18 protein-coding genes are annotated in these 20,575 nt (G+C 41.5%); 14 read left to right on the top strand and 4 right to left on the bottom strand.

Features of this window, described 5'->3' with window-relative positions:
* Positions 1 to 59 precede the first annotated feature (59 nt).
* Positions 60 to 1,838: a TonB-dependent receptor plug domain-containing protein gene (locus tag ACOQOE_RS01130; RefSeq protein ID WP_420554699.1), complete on the top strand. Its 1,779-nt coding sequence runs from the start codon at positions 60 to 62 to the stop codon at positions 1,836 to 1,838.
* Positions 1,839 to 2,012: 174 nt separating this feature from the next.
* A complete protein-coding gene (locus ACOQOE_RS01125; protein WP_420554698.1) occupies positions 2,013 to 3,353 on the top strand; it encodes a D-serine ammonia-lyase in 1,341 nt (446 codons plus the stop codon).
* A gap of 49 nt (positions 3,354 to 3,402) precedes the next feature.
* On the opposite strand, the gene folE2 is transcribed toward ACOQOE_RS01125, so the two are convergent.
* Entirely contained in the window at positions 3,403 to 4,338 is a 936-nt protein-coding gene (folE2, locus tag ACOQOE_RS01120; RefSeq protein WP_420554697.1) for a GTP cyclohydrolase FolE2, read from the bottom strand.
* Positions 4,339 to 4,875: 537 nt separating this feature from the next.
* Between folE2 and ACOQOE_RS01115 the strand changes: the two genes are divergently transcribed.
* Positions 4,876 to 6,366: an FMN-binding glutamate synthase family protein gene (locus ACOQOE_RS01115; RefSeq protein ID WP_067867966.1), complete on the top strand. Its 1,491-nt coding sequence runs from the start codon at positions 4,876 to 4,878 to the stop codon at positions 6,364 to 6,366.
* 66 nt (positions 6,367 to 6,432) lie between these two features.
* Here the strand turns inward: ACOQOE_RS01115 and ACOQOE_RS01110 are convergent, their stop codons facing one another.
* Together ACOQOE_RS01110 and ACOQOE_RS01105 are read right to left on the bottom strand one after the other, a co-directional pair.
* Positions 6,433 to 6,630, bottom strand: coding sequence for a PA3496 family putative envelope integrity protein (locus tag ACOQOE_RS01110; protein ID WP_067867972.1), 198 nt, complete (start codon positions 6,628 to 6,630; stop codon positions 6,433 to 6,435).
* Positions 6,631 to 6,939: 309 nt separating this feature from the next.
* Complete coding sequence (locus tag ACOQOE_RS01105) at positions 6,940 to 7,839, bottom strand: SIS domain-containing protein (RefSeq protein ID WP_067867975.1); 900 nt, start codon at positions 7,837 to 7,839, stop codon at positions 6,940 to 6,942.
* A 296-nt stretch (positions 7,840 to 8,135) separates the two neighbouring features.
* Between ACOQOE_RS01105 and ACOQOE_RS01100 the strand changes: the two genes are divergently transcribed.
* The 9 genes from ACOQOE_RS01100 to ACOQOE_RS01060 all read left to right on the top strand — a co-directional run bounded on the left by ACOQOE_RS01100 (position 8,136) and on the right by ACOQOE_RS01060 (position 18,412).
* On the top strand, positions 8,136 to 8,732 hold the full coding sequence (locus tag ACOQOE_RS01100; RefSeq protein WP_067867978.1) for a YjaG family protein: 597 nt from the start codon (positions 8,136 to 8,138) through the stop codon (positions 8,730 to 8,732).
* Between the two features lie 3 nt (positions 8,733 to 8,735).
* A complete protein-coding gene (locus tag ACOQOE_RS01095; protein WP_067867981.1) occupies positions 8,736 to 9,011 on the top strand; it encodes a hypothetical protein in 276 nt (91 codons plus the stop codon).
* The gene (locus ACOQOE_RS01090; protein WP_067867985.1) at positions 9,008 to 9,442 is read left to right on the top strand and encodes a hypothetical protein; all 435 of its coding nucleotides are present in this window, start codon (positions 9,008 to 9,010) and stop codon (positions 9,440 to 9,442) included. Before ACOQOE_RS01095 ends, ACOQOE_RS01090 begins: the two co-directional genes overlap by 4 nt.
* A gap of 441 nt (positions 9,443 to 9,883) precedes the next feature.
* Positions 9,884 to 10,684, top strand: a complete 801-nt coding sequence (locus ACOQOE_RS01085; protein ID WP_067867988.1) for a response regulator — start codon at positions 9,884 to 9,886, stop codon at positions 10,682 to 10,684.
* An 18-nt stretch (positions 10,685 to 10,702) separates the two neighbouring features.
* Positions 10,703 to 11,062, top strand: coding sequence for a response regulator (locus ACOQOE_RS01080; protein ID WP_067867992.1), 360 nt, complete (start codon positions 10,703 to 10,705; stop codon positions 11,060 to 11,062).
* Between the two features lie 9 nt (positions 11,063 to 11,071).
* The gene (locus tag ACOQOE_RS01075) at positions 11,072 to 11,551 is read left to right on the top strand and encodes a chemotaxis protein CheW (protein ID WP_082792435.1); all 480 of its coding nucleotides are present in this window, start codon (positions 11,072 to 11,074) and stop codon (positions 11,549 to 11,551) included.
* 21 nt (positions 11,552 to 11,572) lie between these two features.
* On the top strand, positions 11,573 to 13,672 hold the full coding sequence (locus ACOQOE_RS01070; RefSeq protein WP_067867998.1) for a methyl-accepting chemotaxis protein: 2,100 nt from the start codon (positions 11,573 to 11,575) through the stop codon (positions 13,670 to 13,672).
* Between the two features lie 14 nt (positions 13,673 to 13,686).
* Positions 13,687 to 17,589: a hybrid sensor histidine kinase/response regulator gene (locus ACOQOE_RS01065; protein ID WP_420554696.1), complete on the top strand. Its 3,903-nt coding sequence runs from the start codon at positions 13,687 to 13,689 to the stop codon at positions 17,587 to 17,589.
* Between the two features lie 16 nt (positions 17,590 to 17,605).
* On the top strand, positions 17,606 to 18,412 hold the full coding sequence (locus ACOQOE_RS01060) for a hypothetical protein (RefSeq protein WP_156473711.1): 807 nt from the start codon (positions 17,606 to 17,608) through the stop codon (positions 18,410 to 18,412).
* Between the two features lie 28 nt (positions 18,413 to 18,440).
* Here ACOQOE_RS01060 and ACOQOE_RS01055 read toward each other — a convergent pair whose 3' ends face one another.
* The gene (locus tag ACOQOE_RS01055; protein ID WP_420554695.1) at positions 18,441 to 19,379 is read right to left on the bottom strand and encodes an NADP-dependent oxidoreductase; all 939 of its coding nucleotides are present in this window, start codon (positions 19,377 to 19,379) and stop codon (positions 18,441 to 18,443) included.
* A gap of 162 nt (positions 19,380 to 19,541) precedes the next feature.
* Between ACOQOE_RS01055 and ACOQOE_RS01050 the strand changes: the two genes are divergently transcribed.
* Together ACOQOE_RS01050 and cysZ are read left to right on the top strand one after the other, a co-directional pair.
* A complete protein-coding gene (locus ACOQOE_RS01050; protein WP_067868011.1) occupies positions 19,542 to 19,763 on the top strand; it encodes a hypothetical protein in 222 nt (73 codons plus the stop codon).
* Positions 19,764 to 19,774: 11 nt separating this feature from the next.
* Positions 19,775 to 20,548, top strand: a complete 774-nt coding sequence (gene cysZ / locus ACOQOE_RS01045; RefSeq protein ID WP_067868014.1) for a sulfate transporter CysZ — start codon at positions 19,775 to 19,777, stop codon at positions 20,546 to 20,548.
* Positions 20,549 to 20,575: the final 27 nt, after the last annotated feature.

Raw genomic sequence — 20,575 nt, 5'->3', positions numbered from 1 at the left:
ATACGGCTTAGTTAGTAAGAGCGTCATAATGGCGATAATTTACTGATGTAGGGGCACGAATGAATTACTCTCATATTTCAATAACAATAGGATTTAAAAGTAAAAAATTAATCCTATTACCTTTCAAAATTGTAGTAATGAGTGCTGCGATTAATCTCTTAGTTCCATCACTTGTCGTTGCAGGCGAAGTTATTCAGCCTGCGCAAGTTCAATTGTTTAAAATTCCAGAAGGGCATTTGGAAAGTGTATTAATACAATTTGCACGTGATTCAGGCGTAAATTTAAATTACAAACCAAAACAGTTACAAGGCCTGCATAGTAATGGTTTAAAAGGACGTTATAACAGCCATAAAGCGCTTGATATATTGCTTCAAGGTACTGGGTTAAGTATGACGCCGAGTCTGGGCGGCTTTGACATAAACTTGGCTCTCACTGACGTATATCAATTACCCGCAATTAATGTCTACGGCCGCCAACGTAATGATACTTTCCATAACATCCCACAGACAGTGTCACTGCTTGATAGAGAACATTTTGAATATAGTTCTGCTGAAAGTGTAGGAGATGTTATTAAACTTGTGCCTAGTGCGAGTCGTAGTGGTTCTTCATTAGATATGTTTTCGGATGATTATCTTATTCGGGGTTTTAATGCTGAATTATCGACCAATGGTTTAGGTTTTAAACGAACTGATCACCCTACGGACCTTGCTAATGTGGAGCGCATAGAGGTTTTAAAAGGACCTGCATCAGTACTGTTTGGGCAGATGGAACCGGGGGGAACGATTAACATCGTGACGAAACAACCACTTGATGAGTATCAAACAAATGCCGTTGTTGAATATGGTACTTATGATAGCGTAAGAACTACTTTAGATGTAACGGGGCCGCTAAATGAAAGTGTTAGGGCGCGTCTTAACCTATCTTATCAAGATGGGGATACATCGGTAGATAATTTACATTATCAACGTGTATTTATCGCGCCAAATATCAATATAGATTTGACAGATACGACATCTTTAACCGTTGAAGGTAACTTTTCTAATAATAAATGGGAAGGGATGCATGGTGGTGCGCCATTGGAAGGATCAATAAAATATAATCCAAACGGTCAATATTCAACGGCTTTTAATCCGGCAGGGGATGATAGTAGTACTGAGCGTGATTCAAAGTCGATTAATATTCGTCTAACTGAAGCGCTTACAGAAAATATTGATGCGAGACTGAGCTATACCTACACGCGTAATGATGCTGATTGGAATGAATATGTACCGTTTGGCCTTGATGAGGTCGATAATAGAACCTTAGAACGTATCGTATTTGTTGGTGAAGGTACGTACAAAAAAGACCATGAAATAATTGCTGATGTGAGCGGTGAAATAGAGTTTGGGAGGTTGACGCATACCTTTATTCTTGGGGCAAACTATTTTAATTCTAAAGGGTTTAGGCCAACTAAGTTATATTCTGCCGAGGCTATTGATTTATATAATCCTCAGTACAGCCCTATGAATCTTAATACGGCTACGGTTATTCGGGATAGAGGTTTTATTGATGATACGACGACTAGCTTAGATGTTAATCAGAGGTTTGGACAAAGTTGGCTCTATATTGATGCTTATAATGGTGACTTTAAAGGGGCATATTTTCCATCGGGAGTAGCGGCAGGTAATACTTTTACAACATGGATAACGACACTTCATATCGCTGCTATTTGGGGACTTCCTTACCGTATATTAGTTAGTTTTACTGGGCTATTTGTTGTATTACTATGTATTACTGGTTGTATCTTATGGTGGCGAAAGCATCACGCGAAAAAACGTGTTTTTACAGAAAGAAGGTAAGCAATAAATAGCATATATTTGTTTTTTTTCAAAAGCCTCCTAGTCCTACAAGGCTCATATAAATATCGTTAATAATTTTATTTTTATTGATTTTAATTACGGTGTATTGGAGTAACTACTTATTTTATTTAAAACCTCTCTGTACATACAGATGAATAGAGGGAATATTTAATCATGTATTTTGTCGATAGAGCATTAATTGAGCAGTGGATAGATAGTGATCCTTTGTTTAAGCGTTTAATCGCGACTCAGCCAAGCTTCTGGCTTAATGATCAATTGATCCCTTTCTTTAAAGCAAAATCCAATCTGCCTTTAACGGTAGCAGATATTGATGATGCGGCTAGCAGGCTTACTCGTTTTGCTCCGTTTATAGCCCTGTGTTTTCCTGAAACAGAGGAGAATGAAGGGTTGATTGAGTCGCCGCTGCGTAAAATTTCTCAATTTCAAGGTCGACTAGAGCAAGAGTATGGCTTACCTATTTTAGGTCAGCTTTTTTTAAAATGTGATAGTGAGTTACCTATATCCGGATCGATAAAAGCGCGAGGAGGTATCTATGAGGTGCTTAAGTATGCCGAAAGAGTTGCATTAACCTCAGGCTTTTTAAAACAGAGTGATTGTTACAGCAAATTAGCCTCCCCAGAATTGATAGCCTTATTCAACCAATATCAAATAGTGGTTGGTTCTACCGGCAATTTAGGGTTAAGCATAGGGATTATGGGCGCGGCTTTAGGTTTTAAGGTGAGCGTTCATATGTCGGCTGACGCTCGACAGTGGAAAAAGGATTTACTGCGACGTAAAGGTGTTGAGGTTATTGAATATGAAGAGGATTACAGTAAAGCAGTAGAGGAGGGACGTAAGCAGGCGCTGCAAACTGAGAACTGTCATTTTGTCGATGATGAAAATTCGAAGGATCTTTTTCTTGGTTATAGTGTTGCTGCTGAACGGCTTAAAATACAGTTAGACGAACAGAATATTCAGGTGGATGTTGAGCATCCTCTGTTTGTTTATCTACCTTGTGGTGTGGGTGGAGGGCCTGGAGGTGTAGCTTTCGGTTTAAAGCAGCAGTTCGGTGATAATGTGCACTGTTTCTTTGCTGAACCTACCCATTCACCTTGCATGCTCTTAGGGATGTATACAGGTTTACAGGATAAAATTAGTGTTCAAGACATAGGTATTGATAACAAAACTTGCGCCGATGGCTTGGCGGTTGGCAGAGCATCAGGGTTTGTCGGCAAATTTATGTCACCGTTATTGAGCGGTATTTATACGGTTGAAGATCGCGAGCTTTATCGATTGTTAGCGTTGCTAAAGGATGAAGAAGCTATAGGTCTGGAGCCCTCAGCGTTAGCGGGAGCGCCTGGCGTTGTGCGTTTATTCAAGCAGCACAGTTACCTTGAGCAGCATCAGTTAGTGGGTAAGATGAAGCAAGCAACTCATATAATATGGGCTACGGGTGGGAGTATGGTTCCGGAAGAGGAGCTGCAGGAATATTATCGTCTAGGTAAAGATGTATAGCCCTGACAAAAAAGGCTGCCATTGGCAGCCTTTTTAATTTAAGAAAAGGTTAAGTGTAATTTGCAGGGCTGTAACCACCCTCGACACCTTTAGAGGCTAAAGCAACTGCATCATGGGCGTGTAAGCTTTCGAAATGTTCCACTTTTAGCCAGAAATCGGAGTACTGTGTCTGACTGTTAAGTGCTTGCTTAAGACGGCGAGCAGAATCTTCACAGAACATCAGGTTATGTCCATTTAAACGGGCAAACTCTTGTTCATCGGCACGTTTAACAGCTGTCTGTACAGGTGTTTTTAGTGCTCCTTCAACTAGATCAATAAGATCTGTTAATGGGAAAGCGCCCATCTCTTTATTTAGTTTAACCCAAGCGGTTGCTTGGCTGCGCTGACTATGAGGTGTAGCAAAGGAACCTTTCTCTGAGAGTAGCCATTTTTCTACATCTTCAATATTCAGAGCGCCTTTATCTGAAAAATCAGCGGTAAAGGCCTGTTGTAGCAACTGCCGAGATAGGGCAGCAGAACATGGGCAGGTTGAGGAGTATGGTACTCGAGTTGCAAGTTCTAATACTACATCATTGCCTGTAAGTGTTGCTCTTAGCGTTGTTGAGTAGTTTTTCCAACCGCTGTTATCGCTTTTTAGTGCATCTCTTTTAATTAAGAAATCAAACTCAAAGTTTAGAAACACTTGAGTGCTGATATCGTGGTGGCTATCGAGTAGGTGCGATAAAAACTCAGTTAAGGCAGGTACATTCAGCGTTTGGTTCTCAAAAAAGTTGCTTAACGCTAAGTAGAGACGTGACATATGAATACCTTTAACTTTGGGATTAACCAAGTTAACGTAAGTATTTACACGTGCTTCAATGTTATTGACGCCAAGTTTATTGTCTTCGAACTGCAATGGGACGGTAATCCCATTCATGCCCACCCAGTCTAGAGAACCATGGATCTCTGGATTTTGATTACTGGTTATATCAGGCAAATTGGTCATGAATCGGATCTTCCACTTTTTGGTTGCAACAATCAGAGCTTATATATTGAATTTATTAATTCGGCTAAATAAAACCAATTTAGGTAGGTCTAAGTTGGTTTGTTCTGCGTTTTATCTGTTATAGATAATTACATGAGGGCACTTTCCTGAGAAAACAAGTATCTCTAGGGAAAATACAGAAAGCAGAACTTTATTTATTAAGGATCTTGAATTTAATATTTTCGTACAACTCTAGCCTTAAAGTATTAATAAATACGAAGAGCGACGTACCATACATCTACCCTAAGGGGTTTTGCAAATATCAGGAGAGAAAATCAATGAATTAAGCGCTTTATCGCTGAAAAAGGAAGAACTTGAAGGTTTTTGGTAATAATTTACTACATTTTGAAGGGGTATTACTTGATTCATAAAGCGGACTTCTACATTGTATAGCGATAAATTCTTAGCTGAACTATTTACTCTGAAGTTGTAACCTCATAAAAACATATAATAATGCCCATTAAGGGCTCACTGCTGTGTCTATAGGAGGCCTATAGCATGAATGACCCTATTACTAACTTTGCAATCAACTTTATTGCATTTGTTGGTATTGCCTTTTTGTCTATCTTTGTAATTCTTGCGGTTGCTGCTTTTGTGCTTTATCAGATTGATAAACACCAAACGAAACAAACTATCCGTAGGAATTATCCATTGATTGGCCGGTTCCGATATCTCTTTGAACATATAGGGGAGTTTTTCCGCCAATACTTCTTTGCGATGGACCGTGAGGAGATGCCATTCAATAGAGCGCAGCGATCGTGGGTGTATAGAGCAGCGAAAAATGTCGATAGTACTATCGCGTTTGGTTCGACTCGTGATTTAAGAATCCCAGGTACTTATTACTTTCTGAACTGTGCTTTCCCTATGCTTCAGGAAGATGCTGTTCAGACCGAAAGCCTGCGAATAGGGCCTTATTGCGATAAACCTTATGATGCCCCTTCTTTCTTTAATATCTCGGGTATGAGCTACGGGGCTATGTCAAAACCCGCTGTGCAGGCATTGGCGCAGGGGGCGAAAAAGGCGGGTTGTTGGATGAATACCGGAGAGGGGGGGTTATCCTCCTTTCACTTAGATTCAGGCTGTGACATTGTTTATCAGGTGGGCACTGCTAAATATGGTCTACGTGACAGCAATGGCAAACTTTCAGAAGAGAAGTTGAAAGAAAAAGCGGAGCTTCCGCAAGTTAAAATGTTTGAAATTAAGCTCAGTCAGGGAGCTAAACCGGGTAAGGGTGGAATTCTTCCTGCTGAGAAGGTAACTGCTGAGATTGCTGCTGTTCGTGGGATCCCTGTTGGTGAGGACTCACTTAGCCCTAATCGTCATCCAGACGTAGCGTCTGTTTCAGACCTTTTGGATATGATTGAACGTATTCGTTCTGTGACGGGTAAGCCATGTGGCTTTAAAATGGTCTTAGGTAATACTGAGTGGTTGGATGAGTTTTGTGAAGCCATATTAGAGAGAGGCTTAGAATCTGCACCGGATTTTATTACTTTAGACAGTGCTGATGGGGGTACTGGGGCGGCGCCTATGCCTTTAATGGATAGCGTAGGTTTACCCTTACGGGAAAGTTTACCTATATTGGTGAATAAGTTGATGGCCCATGATTTGCGGGATCGTGTCCGTGTTATTGCTTCAGGTAAATTAATCAACCCAACGGATGTGGCTGCTGCTTTATGTATGGGGGCTGATTTTGTGGTGACAGGGCGTGGTTTTATGTTTGCCTTAGGTTGTATACAAGCGTTGCAGTGTAATAAAAATACTTGTCCTACAGGTATTACAACTCATGATCCAGACTTACAACGAGGCTTAGTGCCCGAAGTGAAAGCGGACCGTGTAGCTAATTATCACAATCATCTTGTGCACGAAGTAGAGATAATCGCGCACTCATGTGGTGTAACTGAACCACGCAAGCTTAAGCGTAAGCATTGTGCGATTGTTGTTGAAGGCAGCCGATCTATACCCCTGAATATTCTCTATCCAGAGTATTAAGTAGCTAGAGGTAAGCGAAGCGTTAACGAAATACGCCAGTTCAAAGAACTGGCGTATTAAATTCTATTAACTTCCAAACCAACACTCATTAATATGTGCAGCAAGCTCTTTCTCTTCAAAACGTTGTTCAATCGCTCTGCGTGCTTTTAAAGCTCGCCTTGATGCTAGTTTTTTACGAGATAACTTTTCCTCTTCTTCAAAACCTACTAAAAGGTCGAAGACTTCGGTTTGTACTTCATTTAGGTTTTCGGTATTTCTCAACATAATAGCTCCTGATCTTATCCTAACGGTCAGAAGGCCCATCGGTCGGTATTATTTACGTACCGCAATGAGGGGCACTAGTGATTGAGCATGAGATATTAATGGATCTCAAACCCTGTTTAAAAACAACCTTGAACTAGTTTTATTATAGCTGACGCTAAATTTCAAATAGTTTTAGGTTGAATGGCACATCTAAAGAGACGGCTCATAATAAAAATAGGTTGTTTCAGGGAGATGAAGGAAAGATGTAAGAAAGGTGAAAAAATGGGATAAAAGTAAGGTTATATCCCATGGATTAGTGTTATTCAGTCATTACCTCTCGCTTTCCGGAAAGTTTGATGGTTTCCGTAGAAGAGGGCGTTTGTCATTTTGGCGTAAAGAGCGCAGGCTGCGTTTAATCGTTTTTAGGTGATCAATTAAACCGGGGCCTAACTTCATGGCTACACCTACAGCTAAAACATCAATGACAACCAAATGTAATACCCGTGATGACATTAAGGTACTTAGGTCTTTATCTTCTTCTAAATCAATATGGATAGATATGGTTGATGCCTCTGCAAGCGGAGTATTACTTGGGCAAAGGGATATAACCGTCGTTCCTGTATCTTTGACTAAGTTGACGGTATGTAGCAGGTCTTTTGTTCGCCCCGTTTGTGAAATTGCGACCACTACATCTCGTTCATCAAGAGAGACGGCAGAGATTGCTTGCATATGAGGGTCGGAATAAGAAGTGCTAGATACCTTTAAACGGTGAAACTTGTGAGCAGCATCTGTACATACAGGTGCTGATGCCCCAAAACCGTAAAACTCAACTCGGCGTGCTTTTGTTAGGCTATTTATTGCAGCTTCTACCGTTTCTGTATCGAGCTGCTCTTTAATATTAAGGAGGTTTCCGATCATGGAATCAAAGATTTTTTCTTTGAACTCCATCACTGTATCTTTGGTATTCAGTGAAAACTGCTCGTAATTGGTATTACTCGCTAAGCCTTGAGCTAAAGTTAGCTTGAAATCCTGAAAACCGTCGTAGTTGAGTGCACGGCAAAAACGGACAACAGTAGGTTCACTGACATTCGCTTCTGAAGCCAAATCAACAATACGCATATGGATAACCTCATTCGGGTTGCCCAGTACAAAGTCTGCGACTTTCTGCTCAGATTTTCTTAAGCTTCCATGCGCTTCCGCAATCGACTTAAGTAGATTAAACGAACTCAACTAAACACCTCACTGTCTATCAAGATAAAACCCCTTTCTAAAGTATAACAAGCTTATACATAACAGATCATCTTTTACTGATAATTGTCTCATTTATAAGGTTAAGTCATTTTTTTGTTTATAAATAATAATTTGAATATGAGCACGGTTTTCGGTGGATTTTATAGCTACAGAATTTGTCTCTTTTTACTTAGTCTAACTAAGTGGAGAATAGAATTATTAGTAGGGTCATATTACGCTGCAAATAATCATAAAATCGGTACAATACACACTTTCCCATAGATCTGGTGATTTACATGTCCGAACCGCGTGTTGATAAAGAGTTTTACGATCTTAAAGATTGGCAACTAGCTGCTTATTGTGCCGCGATGTCTGAGCGTATGTTTCCTAACTTTGCATTGTTTGCTCGTTTGATGGAGTTTGGTGAGTTAGCCAAAATGCGTCAGATTCTTGATGGGGTGTGGGATCACCTCAACAATAGCGGTGCGAAAATGAACTTTGACGTTCAGTTGGATAATGTTGAAGCCAACATGCCCGATCTTGATAAATTCGATATGTATGGGGCATCACCAGCACTTGACGCTATCGTGGCGTTATTTTCCACATTAAATACAGTGCTTTCTGCTGATGCTGGAGAAGTATTAAATGTCTCCAATATGTCTCGTGAGTCCGTAGCAACATTTATAGAGATGAATGCGGATGATCAAATCTCAGATGAAGAGCTGGTACGTTATATCAATACCCATGATCTTATGATCCAAGAAGATGACTTTCATGCGGATATTATCGAGATCCTACAGGACGACCTTCCTCGCAGAGAAGCACTTGCAGAACTAAGAGAGCTGGCACATAACGGCGGATATAGTAATTTGGGTATATGCGATAGCGAGTAGTAGATGTTAAAAATAGGTCTAGTATTTCTTGTGCTCCCCGCACTTATTCTGATGACAGTATTTTTTATAGATCAGTCCACCGTTGATGCCTGTATTAAGCAAGGGGGATCATATAATTACCAAATTAGTGAATGTGATCTTCAGGAAAAACATCCATTTATTCCCTTAATGGCTCGTTACCCTTTGCTTGTCAATGGCATGATGTTGTTATCAATTATTGGCTTGCTTTTATGTATGAAAGGCCTTTTATGGCGCCCTCAAAAAGGATTTAAAAAATGATTAAAAAGTTAGTTTGGGGCATTATATTATTGATTGTTCTAGGCATATTTGGTGCATGGTTAACACAGGATTATTGGTTGCCTGAGTGGAATAAAGAACTAGCGGAAGAAACGCAGTTGTTTCAAGAGCAGGGGGGCGCTTTTGGTAAAGAGAATGATCAACAAGCGTGTTTAGAGCAAACATTGAGTAGTTTTGATCACTGTTCTGGCTTTGCTTGTACTGTTAAGCACGGGAAATTTTTAAATGCCTGTTTAAAGCATGCGGCACCGAGTCCAGATTTTTGTAAAGATGTACCCGCATACAATGAAAAACGTTCAGACGATGACAAGACGTGGGCAAGAGAAAGTTGTTGGGGGAGAGATATTCGAGGGGAAGGTTGTCGATTATTAATGAGGCAGCAGCAATTCTTTTGCTCAACGCAACCACAATAAACATATAAAGCGAACCATTGGGTTCGCTTTTTTTTGGCTTATTAATTTACAAAGTTTCTTTTCTCTATTAAGTTAAATAGCTGTTTAGAAATGCTTTATTTGCTTGTCTGTCTAAAAGCTGTACAGTGTAGTAAGGGCGCATAAGACGTCATTAAAAATAATAAAGAGATAATGGATGGGGCTGGCAGAAGCATAGCCGCTCGGGCGAAACAACGTTGTACTATTGGTATTGCGTACTTATGGTAGTAGAAAATTTCAATATTAGTGCATCGGATGCACTAAGTTATAATTCTGCAGTCTTAATTAAGCCATCTCAGCATAAATTTAATGTTGGGCTTACCTATAATAGTGCCTGCGGTTTTACCTATACCATTTCAGCCTATCGAGCTATTCACTATGATGTGAACCGACCCTCTATTACTATTAGGGTAGGGGGCTAGAATGCAGATTGGTTCCATAGGTTTTCCTGAAGACCAGCGAATAAAGCTGGAAAAAATATTCAAACTTTCCAAACAAACACGCTATATCCTTGTTGATCCTGATTTTAATAACCTACCTGATTTAATGCTGGTATTCGGCTTTAATCTAAATGACCATCCTGAGCTTTTAAACCTTCCTTCTAGCTATCACTCACGATTAATTTTAGTCGGTCGGGGTCGACCCGCCGATAAAAGTTATGCATACCTTGGTTATCCACTTGTCTCTTCACGTGTTCTACGAACACTAGATAAAATGACAAGTGAAAATGAGGATATGGAATGTCCCGTTGCCGAAACGGTTGAAGAGAATAAATTCAGCAAGTATGAAAATGTGGAGACCGAAGCTGAAGAGCTTTCTTCCACTCGTAATGGCTTTCAAGTGTTGGTTGTTGATGACAATGAAATTATGCAGCAAGCGTTAGACTCAGAACTGCAACAGCTTTCTTTGCCAGTTAATGTCCACTTTGCAGCAACAGGTGAAGAGGCTTTAGAAAAAGTCGCGAATAATTCTTATGATTTTATCTTTCTGGATGTAGTAATGCCGGGTATTGATGGTTTTGAAACCTGTGCAGAAATGAGAAAACATTCAGAATTAAAGAAAACCCCAATCATTATGCTGACGTCTAAAACCTCACCTATGGATGAGGTTAAAGGAATCATGTCCGGTTGTTCCACCTATTTAACCAAGCCGATAGAGCATGACGAGTTCCAAAGGGTTATCAGCAGGGTATCTAATTGGGTTGATGAGTTTCAAAAAGCTTAATGATATTGGAGACAGTCAGTGAAAAAAGTTCTTGTAGTTGAAGATGATCCTGTTCAACAGAAGCATATATGTACAGTGTTGGCAGGTTGTGGTGTTGAGGTCATTGTTGCCAGTGATGGTAAGCAGGGCTTAGATAAGGCAAAGAATGAAAAACCAGATTTGATCTTTATGGATATAGTAATGCCTGAGATGGATGGTTTCTCTGCTTGTCGGCAGATCACTACAGATGAGGCCACTAAGAATATTCCTGTTGTGCTTGTTTCGAGTAAAAAAGAGGAAGCCGATAAGGTTTGGGCTCAACTTCAAGGTGCTTCAGCAATGGTCTCTAAACCATTTTCGGATGAAGACCTGCTTGCGCAGATTAATGCACTGACTTAACAGAGTGGAATGATGGATACTCAGCAAACAAGTATTGATCAAGAAAGTAGTTCCGAGTTTCATCAAATCAGGCATGGGTTTGAAGTGGGTAGTTGCCCACTTTTAATATCTGAACAGACACGAGCTGAGGTTGTAAAATCTCCAGCGATTTGTGCTGTACCGTCAACGCCAGATTGGTTTTCAGGCTTTATTAATCATCGCGGAGAAACGGTGCCAGTGTATGACCTGAATAAATATTTACGGGTATTAGATGAAGAGGAAGATGCTCAAGATTGGGTTTTGTTGATAGATGACCATCCCAACACGGTAGGGATCCTTTTAAAGTCTCCGCCGCAAAGTGTTGTCGACCCTGAACGGCTAGATGAGGTGGCCATAGGGCTACCTGAAATTATAGAAAACACTGTATGTCATGTTTACAGCGATAAAAAAAATAAATGGTTTGAAGTCGATCATCGGCTTCTATTTCTAGCCTTAAAGAAACAGTTCTAAAAAGTACGGAGAGTTAGATCTATGCAATCGTTTTGGGAGTTTAAGAACGTACGGATACCGATTAAGTTTGCCATTGCGTTGGCATTACTGTGCGCGGGCTTGATCTTTATGGGTGCTTCTTACTATCAGACAATCGTTCTGCAAGAAAAAGCACAGGCACGTTCACAGCAGTTGAATGACTTCCTACTTTTAGTTGGTCGTATTCAAACTAATGTTTCTGAAGCGCGCTATCAGGAAAAAAGTTTCCAAGCTGAAAAAGAGATGAACCAGCTAACCATGTATAACGACATCATGGGAACGGTTGATGCAGATATTCTCAGTTTAAAATCTTACTTACGTACAGATGAAGATAAAGCCCTTGTTGAGCAATTCCAGACCATTATAGATCAGTACCAAGATACTTTTTACGACGCATCTGAAGCCAGCATGCAAGTGGGGCTAGGACAAGATGAAGGAGGTTTGGCCCAAGAATTACGTGCCCTTGTGTGGGAAACCGCGCCCTTAGTGGATGTATTAAACGCGGATATGCGCGAGCAATTTAATAAAGTAAGAGTAATGATTGATGAATATATAGCAACTAATGGCAATGTTGTTGTGATTGATCAAGTTAATCAAACAATACAGACCCTAACAGCCGAACTTAACGAACTTCCTTTTAATACCCGACGTAATACCATAATAAAGAACATCGATACCATTGCGAGTTTGTTTGATGAGTTAAGTAAAGCGACAGAAATCGGACATGCTAAATTTGTAGAACTTCGTATCATTATTTCTCAACTCGCACCAAAAATTGATGAAGTAACCGAGTTAGCTGCTGAATATAAAGTTCAGAATGACAACTTGCAGCTAGATGATACGAAAGAGATGGCAACATACTTCTTCGTCTCAATGGGTTTGATGATCACAGCATTAGCGGTATCAATGTCGATCGTAAAATATGGTGTAATTGATCCACTGCGTAAAATACAGAATGCGATTGACCGTGTACGTAAAGGCGAAGTCGATGCACGAAGTAAACTAGATAGTAAAGATGAGCTTGGTCAGCTATCTGTTGTATTGGATAGCATGCTTGAAGAGAAAGAGAATGCGCTACAAGTTAAAGAGGCGGAAAATAAACGCCTAAACGCCTCAATTATCTCTTTGATCCAAAACGTATTCCAAATTTCTCAACGAGATCTAACCGTGCGAGTACCTGTAGCTGAAGATGTGACGGGTGCGATATCTGACTCCGTTAACCAACTAGTTGAGTCGATTGAATCAGTACTGCTCGAAGTTAATGTGGTTTCCGGCCGTGTAAACACTGCATCTGTACAGGTTAAGTCACAGTCAGAAACAGTCCTTAGTTATGCCGAACGAGAGAAAGAGGAGATCGGTGAAACGCTGGATGGTCTTGATTCTGCCATTAAAGCGATGGAGTTAATCTCTAAGCTAGCGGTGATCTCAAATAACGCCTCTCAGAAAGCGATTAAAACATCAGAAACCGCCATGGATTCTGTATCTCAAACAATTGATAGTATCAATAAAATACGGCAGACCATCCATGAGGCGGAAAAACGTATCAAACGCCTAGGTGAACGTTCGCAAGAGATCGGCGGTATCGTAAACCTGATCAACAACATCTCAGAACGTACCCATGTGCTGTCACTTAATGCGAGTATGCACGCGGCATCGGCTGGTGAAGCAGGTCGAGGCTTGATGGTGGTGGTAGATGAGGTACAGCGTTTATCTGAGAACTCCCGTGAAGCAACCTCTGAAATTGAATCCCTAGTAAACAACATTCAGTTAGAGACTGCGGACACTATCAATGTAATCAACAATGTAATCAGTGATGTTGTTGAAGGTACACGTCTTGCAGAGGAAGCGGGTGAGCGTATGGGTGAAACACGATCCACTACACAAACCTTGGTTGACTCTGTTGTGCGTATTGCACACAGCTCAGTTAAACAGGCGAAAGTGGCAGAGGAGCTTCGTGAACGTGCGACAAGCATTAATGAAACGACCCAAGCGACGAATGCTGAGATGCGCCAGCAGGCTGAACTGTCTGATGAATTGGTAGATGCGGCCCAAGAACTGCAGAAATCAATCAGTGTATTTAAATTGGCCACGACTGAACACTAATAGGATAGAGATCAATGTTTGATCCTAAACTAGCCATCGAGTGGCTGAATGCAAAACAAAAACTCTGTCTAAAGATGGAGTTGCCGCTGACTGAGTTGATCGTCGAGTTGTATGAATATGTCGACCAGTTCAGTGAGCACGATCTGCCAGGATTAGCCGATTTCTTAGCACTTTATGCTGAGTTGTTAGAATCCCTGCCGGAGGAGCATATTAAACAGGTAGACCCTGTAATTCACCGTTTAGCGGAACAGTTGAATGGGGTCTTTGATGGTAACCCATCGATAGTGGCACAAGGTTTAGTGAGCTGTTTACGGGATGTTGCTTGGGCTGAACCTCTACCAGAAGAGGACAGTGGATTTTTGCTAGAGCTGCTGGAACTCGATTGTCGGCAGTTAAATAGTGTCGATGAGCTGGATCACTCGGAGCGTGCCGATGCTGAGTTATTGGATACGCCTATCCCGCCATCGGTTGATCTAGACCTTGATATGACGCCGGATCAAACTGTTGAACAGCCATCATCCGAGTCTTCTCTTGCTCCTTCACCAGTGGTTGAAAGTGCTTTCCCTGGCCTTTTTGCTCTATTAACGGATATGGCGGCAGCGCTTCCTTACTTTAGTGAGGAACATACTGAAAAGTTTTATGAGCAGATCGATATCCATTCTGAGCATGATTGGTCAGGATTCTCAGATCTTCTGGCGCTTTATGGGGAGTTATTAGCCCAATTAAGCGATACGGATTCAGCACCTTGTGCAACCGCGCTCAATCAAGCGATTTTAGGATTATTGTCACAGCCTACAGCTGACATGATTGCACCTATACTCGCCCTTATGACCGATCAGGATTGGCCTGAGCCCGTTGCTAGTGAAGATACTGAGTTTTTAAGTGAACTCTTAGAACAAGATTTAGAACGTTTGAACTCAGGCACCTTCGTTGCGAATGAGATGGATGAGGGCGAAAGTGTTGAACCACTAGCGTTAATTAAAGAGGTGATTGAGCCGCTAGAATCTCAAAATTTAGATGGAGGGGTCGAGTCAGATCTTCCATTAGAAGCTAGCCAGCCTTTACCTGAACCTCCTAGCTTTTGTTCGATTGATTTTACGCTGTTGCAGGAAGAAGGGCCGAAAATTGAGCCGGCAGTGATTGATATGCTCTCTCAATCAGTAACCGGTTTAGCTGAGCAATGGCAAGAGAACTCACTCAACTCCAAATTGCTCGATGAGTCCCGCGATCTGTTAGCTACGGTTATTCGTGCACTAGATACGATCAACCTTATTGGTGCGAAAGTGCTGGTGGAGGGGTTAATACTCAACTTAGATTACTTGATTGAAAATACTATCCCGCTCACTGTCGAGTCGAGTGAATCTATACATGCGTGTTTGACCGGTCTACAAGAGTATTTTGTTGATATTAGTGTATATGAACGTCAACAAACCTTACTCGATCAATATGTTGATACTCAGTTACCTTGTCGACCTACAGTGGAGCAAGCTTCTTTTATCATGGGGCTTTTAGCTTTAGCCTCATTGCAAAGTAGTGGAGATATAGAGCAAGAAACAGCGGGTGTAGATGATATAGAGTTGCAGGAATCAGAAGATATAGATCCTCAGCTCCTTGATATGCTTCATCATGAGCTTCCAACTTTATCGGATGACTTCTTAAATAATATACAGAAAACCTTTGCCGATTCAGATAAAGAGGCTCTACGCAGTGCCCAACGTGCCGTACATACCCTAAAAGGTTTGGCAAATATGGCGGGTATTAAAGGCGTGGCAAACTTAGCGCATCGGCTTGAAGATGTAATGGAGTACCTGACAGGGGCTGATCAGTTACCCTCAGGTTCCCTAAAAAATGATCTTTTTGAAGCGGCTGACTGTCTGGCGGCAATGTCAGAAAGTGTTATAGAGGGAACGGCTGTACCGGATAATGCTTTGCAGGTTTTACAGTTAATAATGGATTGGGATTATCGACTCAAAACAGAAGGCTTGCCGGCCCTAGAGCAAGACAGCTCATCCATCATTGAGGGTGCCTCTATTGTTGCTGAGCAAAGACTGACGGATCAACCTCAACCCTCTGACGATAAAGCCGCAAATGAAAATGCGCTAGATGAATCGCCAGTTTTCCGTGTTCCTCGATCTATTTTGGATAACCTGTTTCGTCTGGCGGGTGAATCCAGCACTTTGAATACACAGCTTGATGAAGAGGTTACTCAACTTCGAGGATTTACACGAACTAACCGCGAGCGTCACCGTATATTACAGCGTGTACTTTTTGAGCTTGAGCAGCAGTTTCAGGAGCAGATTAATACGCAATCGGAGCTTGATGAAAGCTCTGACGATTTTGATCCATTAGAGATGGATCGCTATAACGAAATCCATACCACCATCTCCCGTGTGCAAGAAGCGGTTGCCGATGTACGTGAGATTCAACAAGAGATGGAAGGGCGTATACAGAGTTTGAGTTCATTGCATATAGCCCAATCAGGTCTGCAGAAAGAAACCCTCGATAATGTTTTAAGTACTCGATTAGTTCCAGTTAAAACGATTGCCTCCCGTTTGCAACGAATATTACGTCAGGCGTGCCGTGCAACTGATAAAAAAGCCAACCTCATAATCCAAGGTGAAGATACACTGGTTGATAGTTTTATCTTGAACCAGTTAGCTGACCCATTACTACATATCATTCGTAATGCTGTTGATCATGGTATTGAAACCCCTCGTTTACGGGCCCAAAGAGGGAAGCCTGAAGAGGGTTGTATTACGCTCACATTCTCACTCCAAGATGCCATGATTGATGTGAAGTGTAGGGATGATGGTGATGGGATTAATACGCAGCGCGTGTTAGCGGTTGCTGAAGAGAAAGAGTTGATTGAGGCGGGCTTAGAGCTCACCGATGATGAGATTAATCGTTTGATTTTGATTCCCGGTTTTTCTACCCGTGGAGAGATTAGCCAGTTGTCGGGCCGTGGTATTGGCATGGATGTGGTCTATCAGCAGATCCTACGTTTACAAGGCACCTTAGATATTTCTTCTCATAGCCGAGAAGGTACAGAGCTTCATTTAGCTATGCCTGCCAGCTCTTTGATGATCCGTACATTATTGGTTCGTTGCGGTAAGCAGGTTTTTGCCCTTGCTGGTCATGGGATTGAGCAGAGCTTGATCTCACTAGATGGTCAATTCAATCATCAGGGTGATGAGCTAATGTTTCAGTATGAAGGGGATGATTATCCCGTTTATATGCTTGAGCATCTTCTTGATGAACGCGCTTATAACTACCTAGAAGCTGAGGCTATTCATCCTGTTTTGATTGTGAATCTGGCGCAAGGTGAACGGGTTGCTGTTTTAGTGAAAGAAGTGATTGCACATCGTGAGCTCGCGTTTAAACAGATGAGTGACTACCTCCCTGATCTACCTGGTTTACCCGGATTAACGATCTTGGCAAATGGACAGGCGGCTCCGATTGTCGATCTACCCGGCCGTATTCGTTATAAACGCTCAGCGTTCCATGAGCAGCCATTAATGGTTGAGATTGAGGCTGAATTAGAGCTACCAAGAATCTTAATAGTGGATGACTCCCTAAGTGCGCGTAAGACAATTGAGACACTATTAAAAGATACTGGTTATGAGGTTATGACCGCGATCGATGGCCTAGATGCATTGAACCAGATGCGTAAACGTCAGCCGGATATGGTTATCACTGATATGGAGATGCCGAGAATGGGTGGGGTTGAGTTAGCAACAGTGATTCGAAACCGTAATGAAACTACGCATATGCCGGTGATAATGATTACTTCTCGTTCTACTGAAAAGCATAGAAAGGAAGCAGTTGAAGCTGGTGTCTCTGCATATTTAACAAAACCTTGGTCTGAAAACCAGTTATTGGATCAGATCGATGACCTATTGGCCGAAGTTTGTACCTGATAAGGGGATTGCTTTTATGAAGGGATTTCAATATTTAATATTGAGTTTGTTATTTATGAGCACAGTGGTTTCTGCTGAAATAACATCTGTTGAAGCACTTATTAACTCATCCTCAAATCAAAATAGACTTAGCCAAGAGATGCTCAAAAACTATATTTTAGTGGGTATGTCTGTGCGTGCGAGAAAGGCCGAGCAGGATCTTAACGCAGCAATCGTTGAGTACGAGGCCGCAGAAACAGAGATACTTAAATATGTTAATAAGCATGCTTCTGAACAATCGCTTTCTTACAGTACACCAGATACGGTCGGTGACGCATTTAGAAAAGCGGCGGAACATTGGGACGTTGTAAAGCCTTTGTACGAAAAAGAACCAACAAAGGAGAACGTTGAGAATGTACGTGTGCAAACGGAACTGCTTTTGAAAGAGTGGATGTTAGTTACTGCTGAGATTAATGCTAAAACTGAGAGTGCATATGGAAACCTTATCAGTACAGCTGGGTTTGTACGTATGTTATCTCAGCGGGTTAGTAGTCATTATGCATTGCGTGCTTGGGGTTTCAACGACCGTTACTCAGAGCCCTTTATTGAGTCCTTACAGTTGTTTGAACAAAATAGGGATGTATTAGAGAGTAGTAAATTAAACAGTGATCAGATAAAAAATGAGCTCAACAAAATTCAGAAAGACTTTAAGCGTTTTAAAGATCTTTCTGATATGGATTTTAATAAAGCTTTATTACCGCTGATTATGCGCTCTGCGGAAAAAATCACACAAAGCATGGATAAAGTAACATCAATGTATCAGGGACTAAGTGTTAGCCCCTAAGTTGGTTATCTACCTTGATTAGATTGGATTAGATCGTTAAGACGATTTTCCCTTTTACTTGACCTGTCCGGCTTTCATCAAAGGCTTTTCCTACGTTTTCTAATGGGTAGGTGTTTGCTAACTGCAATTCCAGCTTTTTATCTACATACAAGCCTGCCAGTTTATCGAGTTGTTCGCTGTTAGGCTCGACACGTATTGGTTCCACCTTAACTCCAGCGGCGTTGCCAGCAGCGATAACTTCATCTTTGGTTACTGAAGGCAATGTAACTAAAGTACCGCCAGTTTTTACGCAAGCCAAGGCTTCAATACCCACGTCGCCGCCCATGCAGTCAATCACTAGATCAGCATTTTCCACATGATCAGTAATTTTCTGCGTGTGATAATCGATAACTAAATCGGCGCCTAGGGATTTCAGGAAATCGTGATTTGTACTTGAGGCGGTTGTAATGACTTTTGCGCCAGCCCAGTGGGCTAACTGAATGGCTAAATGACCTACACCTCCAGCACCGGCTAAGATAACAACTTGTTGTGATGCTTGTAGATTCCCTTTATCAAACAGAGCTTGCCAAGCAGTTAAACCGGCTAAACCTAAACCCGCCGCCGCGTGAACAGGAAGTTCTTTGGGTCGTAAGCTAATTTGATCAGTAGGTGCTGCAATATATTCAGCAAAGCAGCCAGCACGCTCAGGAAAACGAATAAACCCAAAAACGGCGTCACCTACAGAAAATGTTGTTACATCACTGGCGACTTTCTCAACTATGCCAGCAAACTCCCAGCCTGGGATAAAAGGTAGATCACCAATAAACGGCGCAGCACCGCCGCCGCCACAAGTTTTCCAATCAATCGGATTAACGCCCGCTGCCTGGTTTTTTATTAAAACTTCTCCAGAGTTAAGTTTTGGTTCTGTTAATTCTGTGTAGGATAAGGCTTCATTAGATCCAAACTGACTGATCTGTATTGCTTTCATTTACAACTCCAGCGGCTGAATAAGTAACCCCTACCAAAAAGTAAGTTTTATAACCTATACAGGGCAGCCGAGAACACTGTTTTTTGGTAGGCTAGCTTTCTTAAGGGACTGATAAAATAATAACGAGTTCCTCTTTGATAGCAACAAATAAAGGCGAGAGTAATGTATCTGGCAATAATAGAGCAGTTTTTGTTTTTGGGTGGGTTGTTGGTTTATCTTGTTTCTTTAGCAATGTATGCCGGTAGAACCAAAGATTACAAATCACTGATCGAGTTTTGGAAGCCAACTATAAATATGACTAAGCGCGAATTTAATGTGAATCGCGCTGGTTTGACTATGATGGTCGCGGCAGTGGCTATCCGTATAATTAATTTTCTAATTTAATAAAGGCGATTATGAAAGGAAATCCTATTAGAGGTGCTGGGTATCTGCTGCGAGGATTGCAGATGCTACCTGATCCGCAAATTCGGCCCTTTGTGCTAGTTCCCCTATTAACGAATGTCGTGCTATTTATCGGTGCAATTTGGTTGTTATTTAGCCAGTTTAGTGGTTGGGTCGATAAAATGATTTCAGCTTTTCTCCCCGATTGGGAGTGGCTATCGTTTCTGCACTATCTTCTTTGGCCGATCATGGCTTTATTAGTCTTTGTTATGGTTTATTACAGCTTTACTATAGTTGCGAATATCATTGCGGCTCCTTTCAATGGTTTCTTGTCTGAGAAGGTTGAGAAGCGTTTAAGAGGTAATGTGATTACTGATGAGGGCTGGAAAGCGGTGGTAGCACTTATTCCGCGATCTATTGCACGTGAGTTATCTAAACTGGCTTATTACCTTCCTCGGGTATTGTTTTTGGTAGTGCTGTCGTTTATCCCTGTGATTAATATTATTGCACCATTTTTGTGGTTGCTGTTTGGTGCTTGGATGATGGCGATTCAATACTGCGATTATCCAATGGATAACAATAAGGTCAGCTTTAAAAATATGAAGTTGATGCTGAAATCGGATCGACTTACGTCTATTGGTTTTGGTGGCTTAATTCAACTGGGGATGATGATCCCGATCTTAAATCTGATCTTGATGCCTGCGGCGGTTGTTGGAGCAACGATTTACTGGGTTGAAGCTCATGCTGGGGTTGAGATCGATCTAGATCAGAAAAAGTTAGAGTCTTAAGCAATTATCAGGCTATACCCAATGATG

The organism is Neptuniibacter marinus (assembly GCF_965223595.1).
GTDB classification, from domain to species: Bacteria; Pseudomonadota; Gammaproteobacteria; order Pseudomonadales; family Balneatricaceae; genus Neptuniibacter; species Neptuniibacter marinus.
The sequence above is the reverse complement of the archived record's forward strand: the minus strand, read 5'-3'. Positions and strand labels throughout refer to the sequence as shown.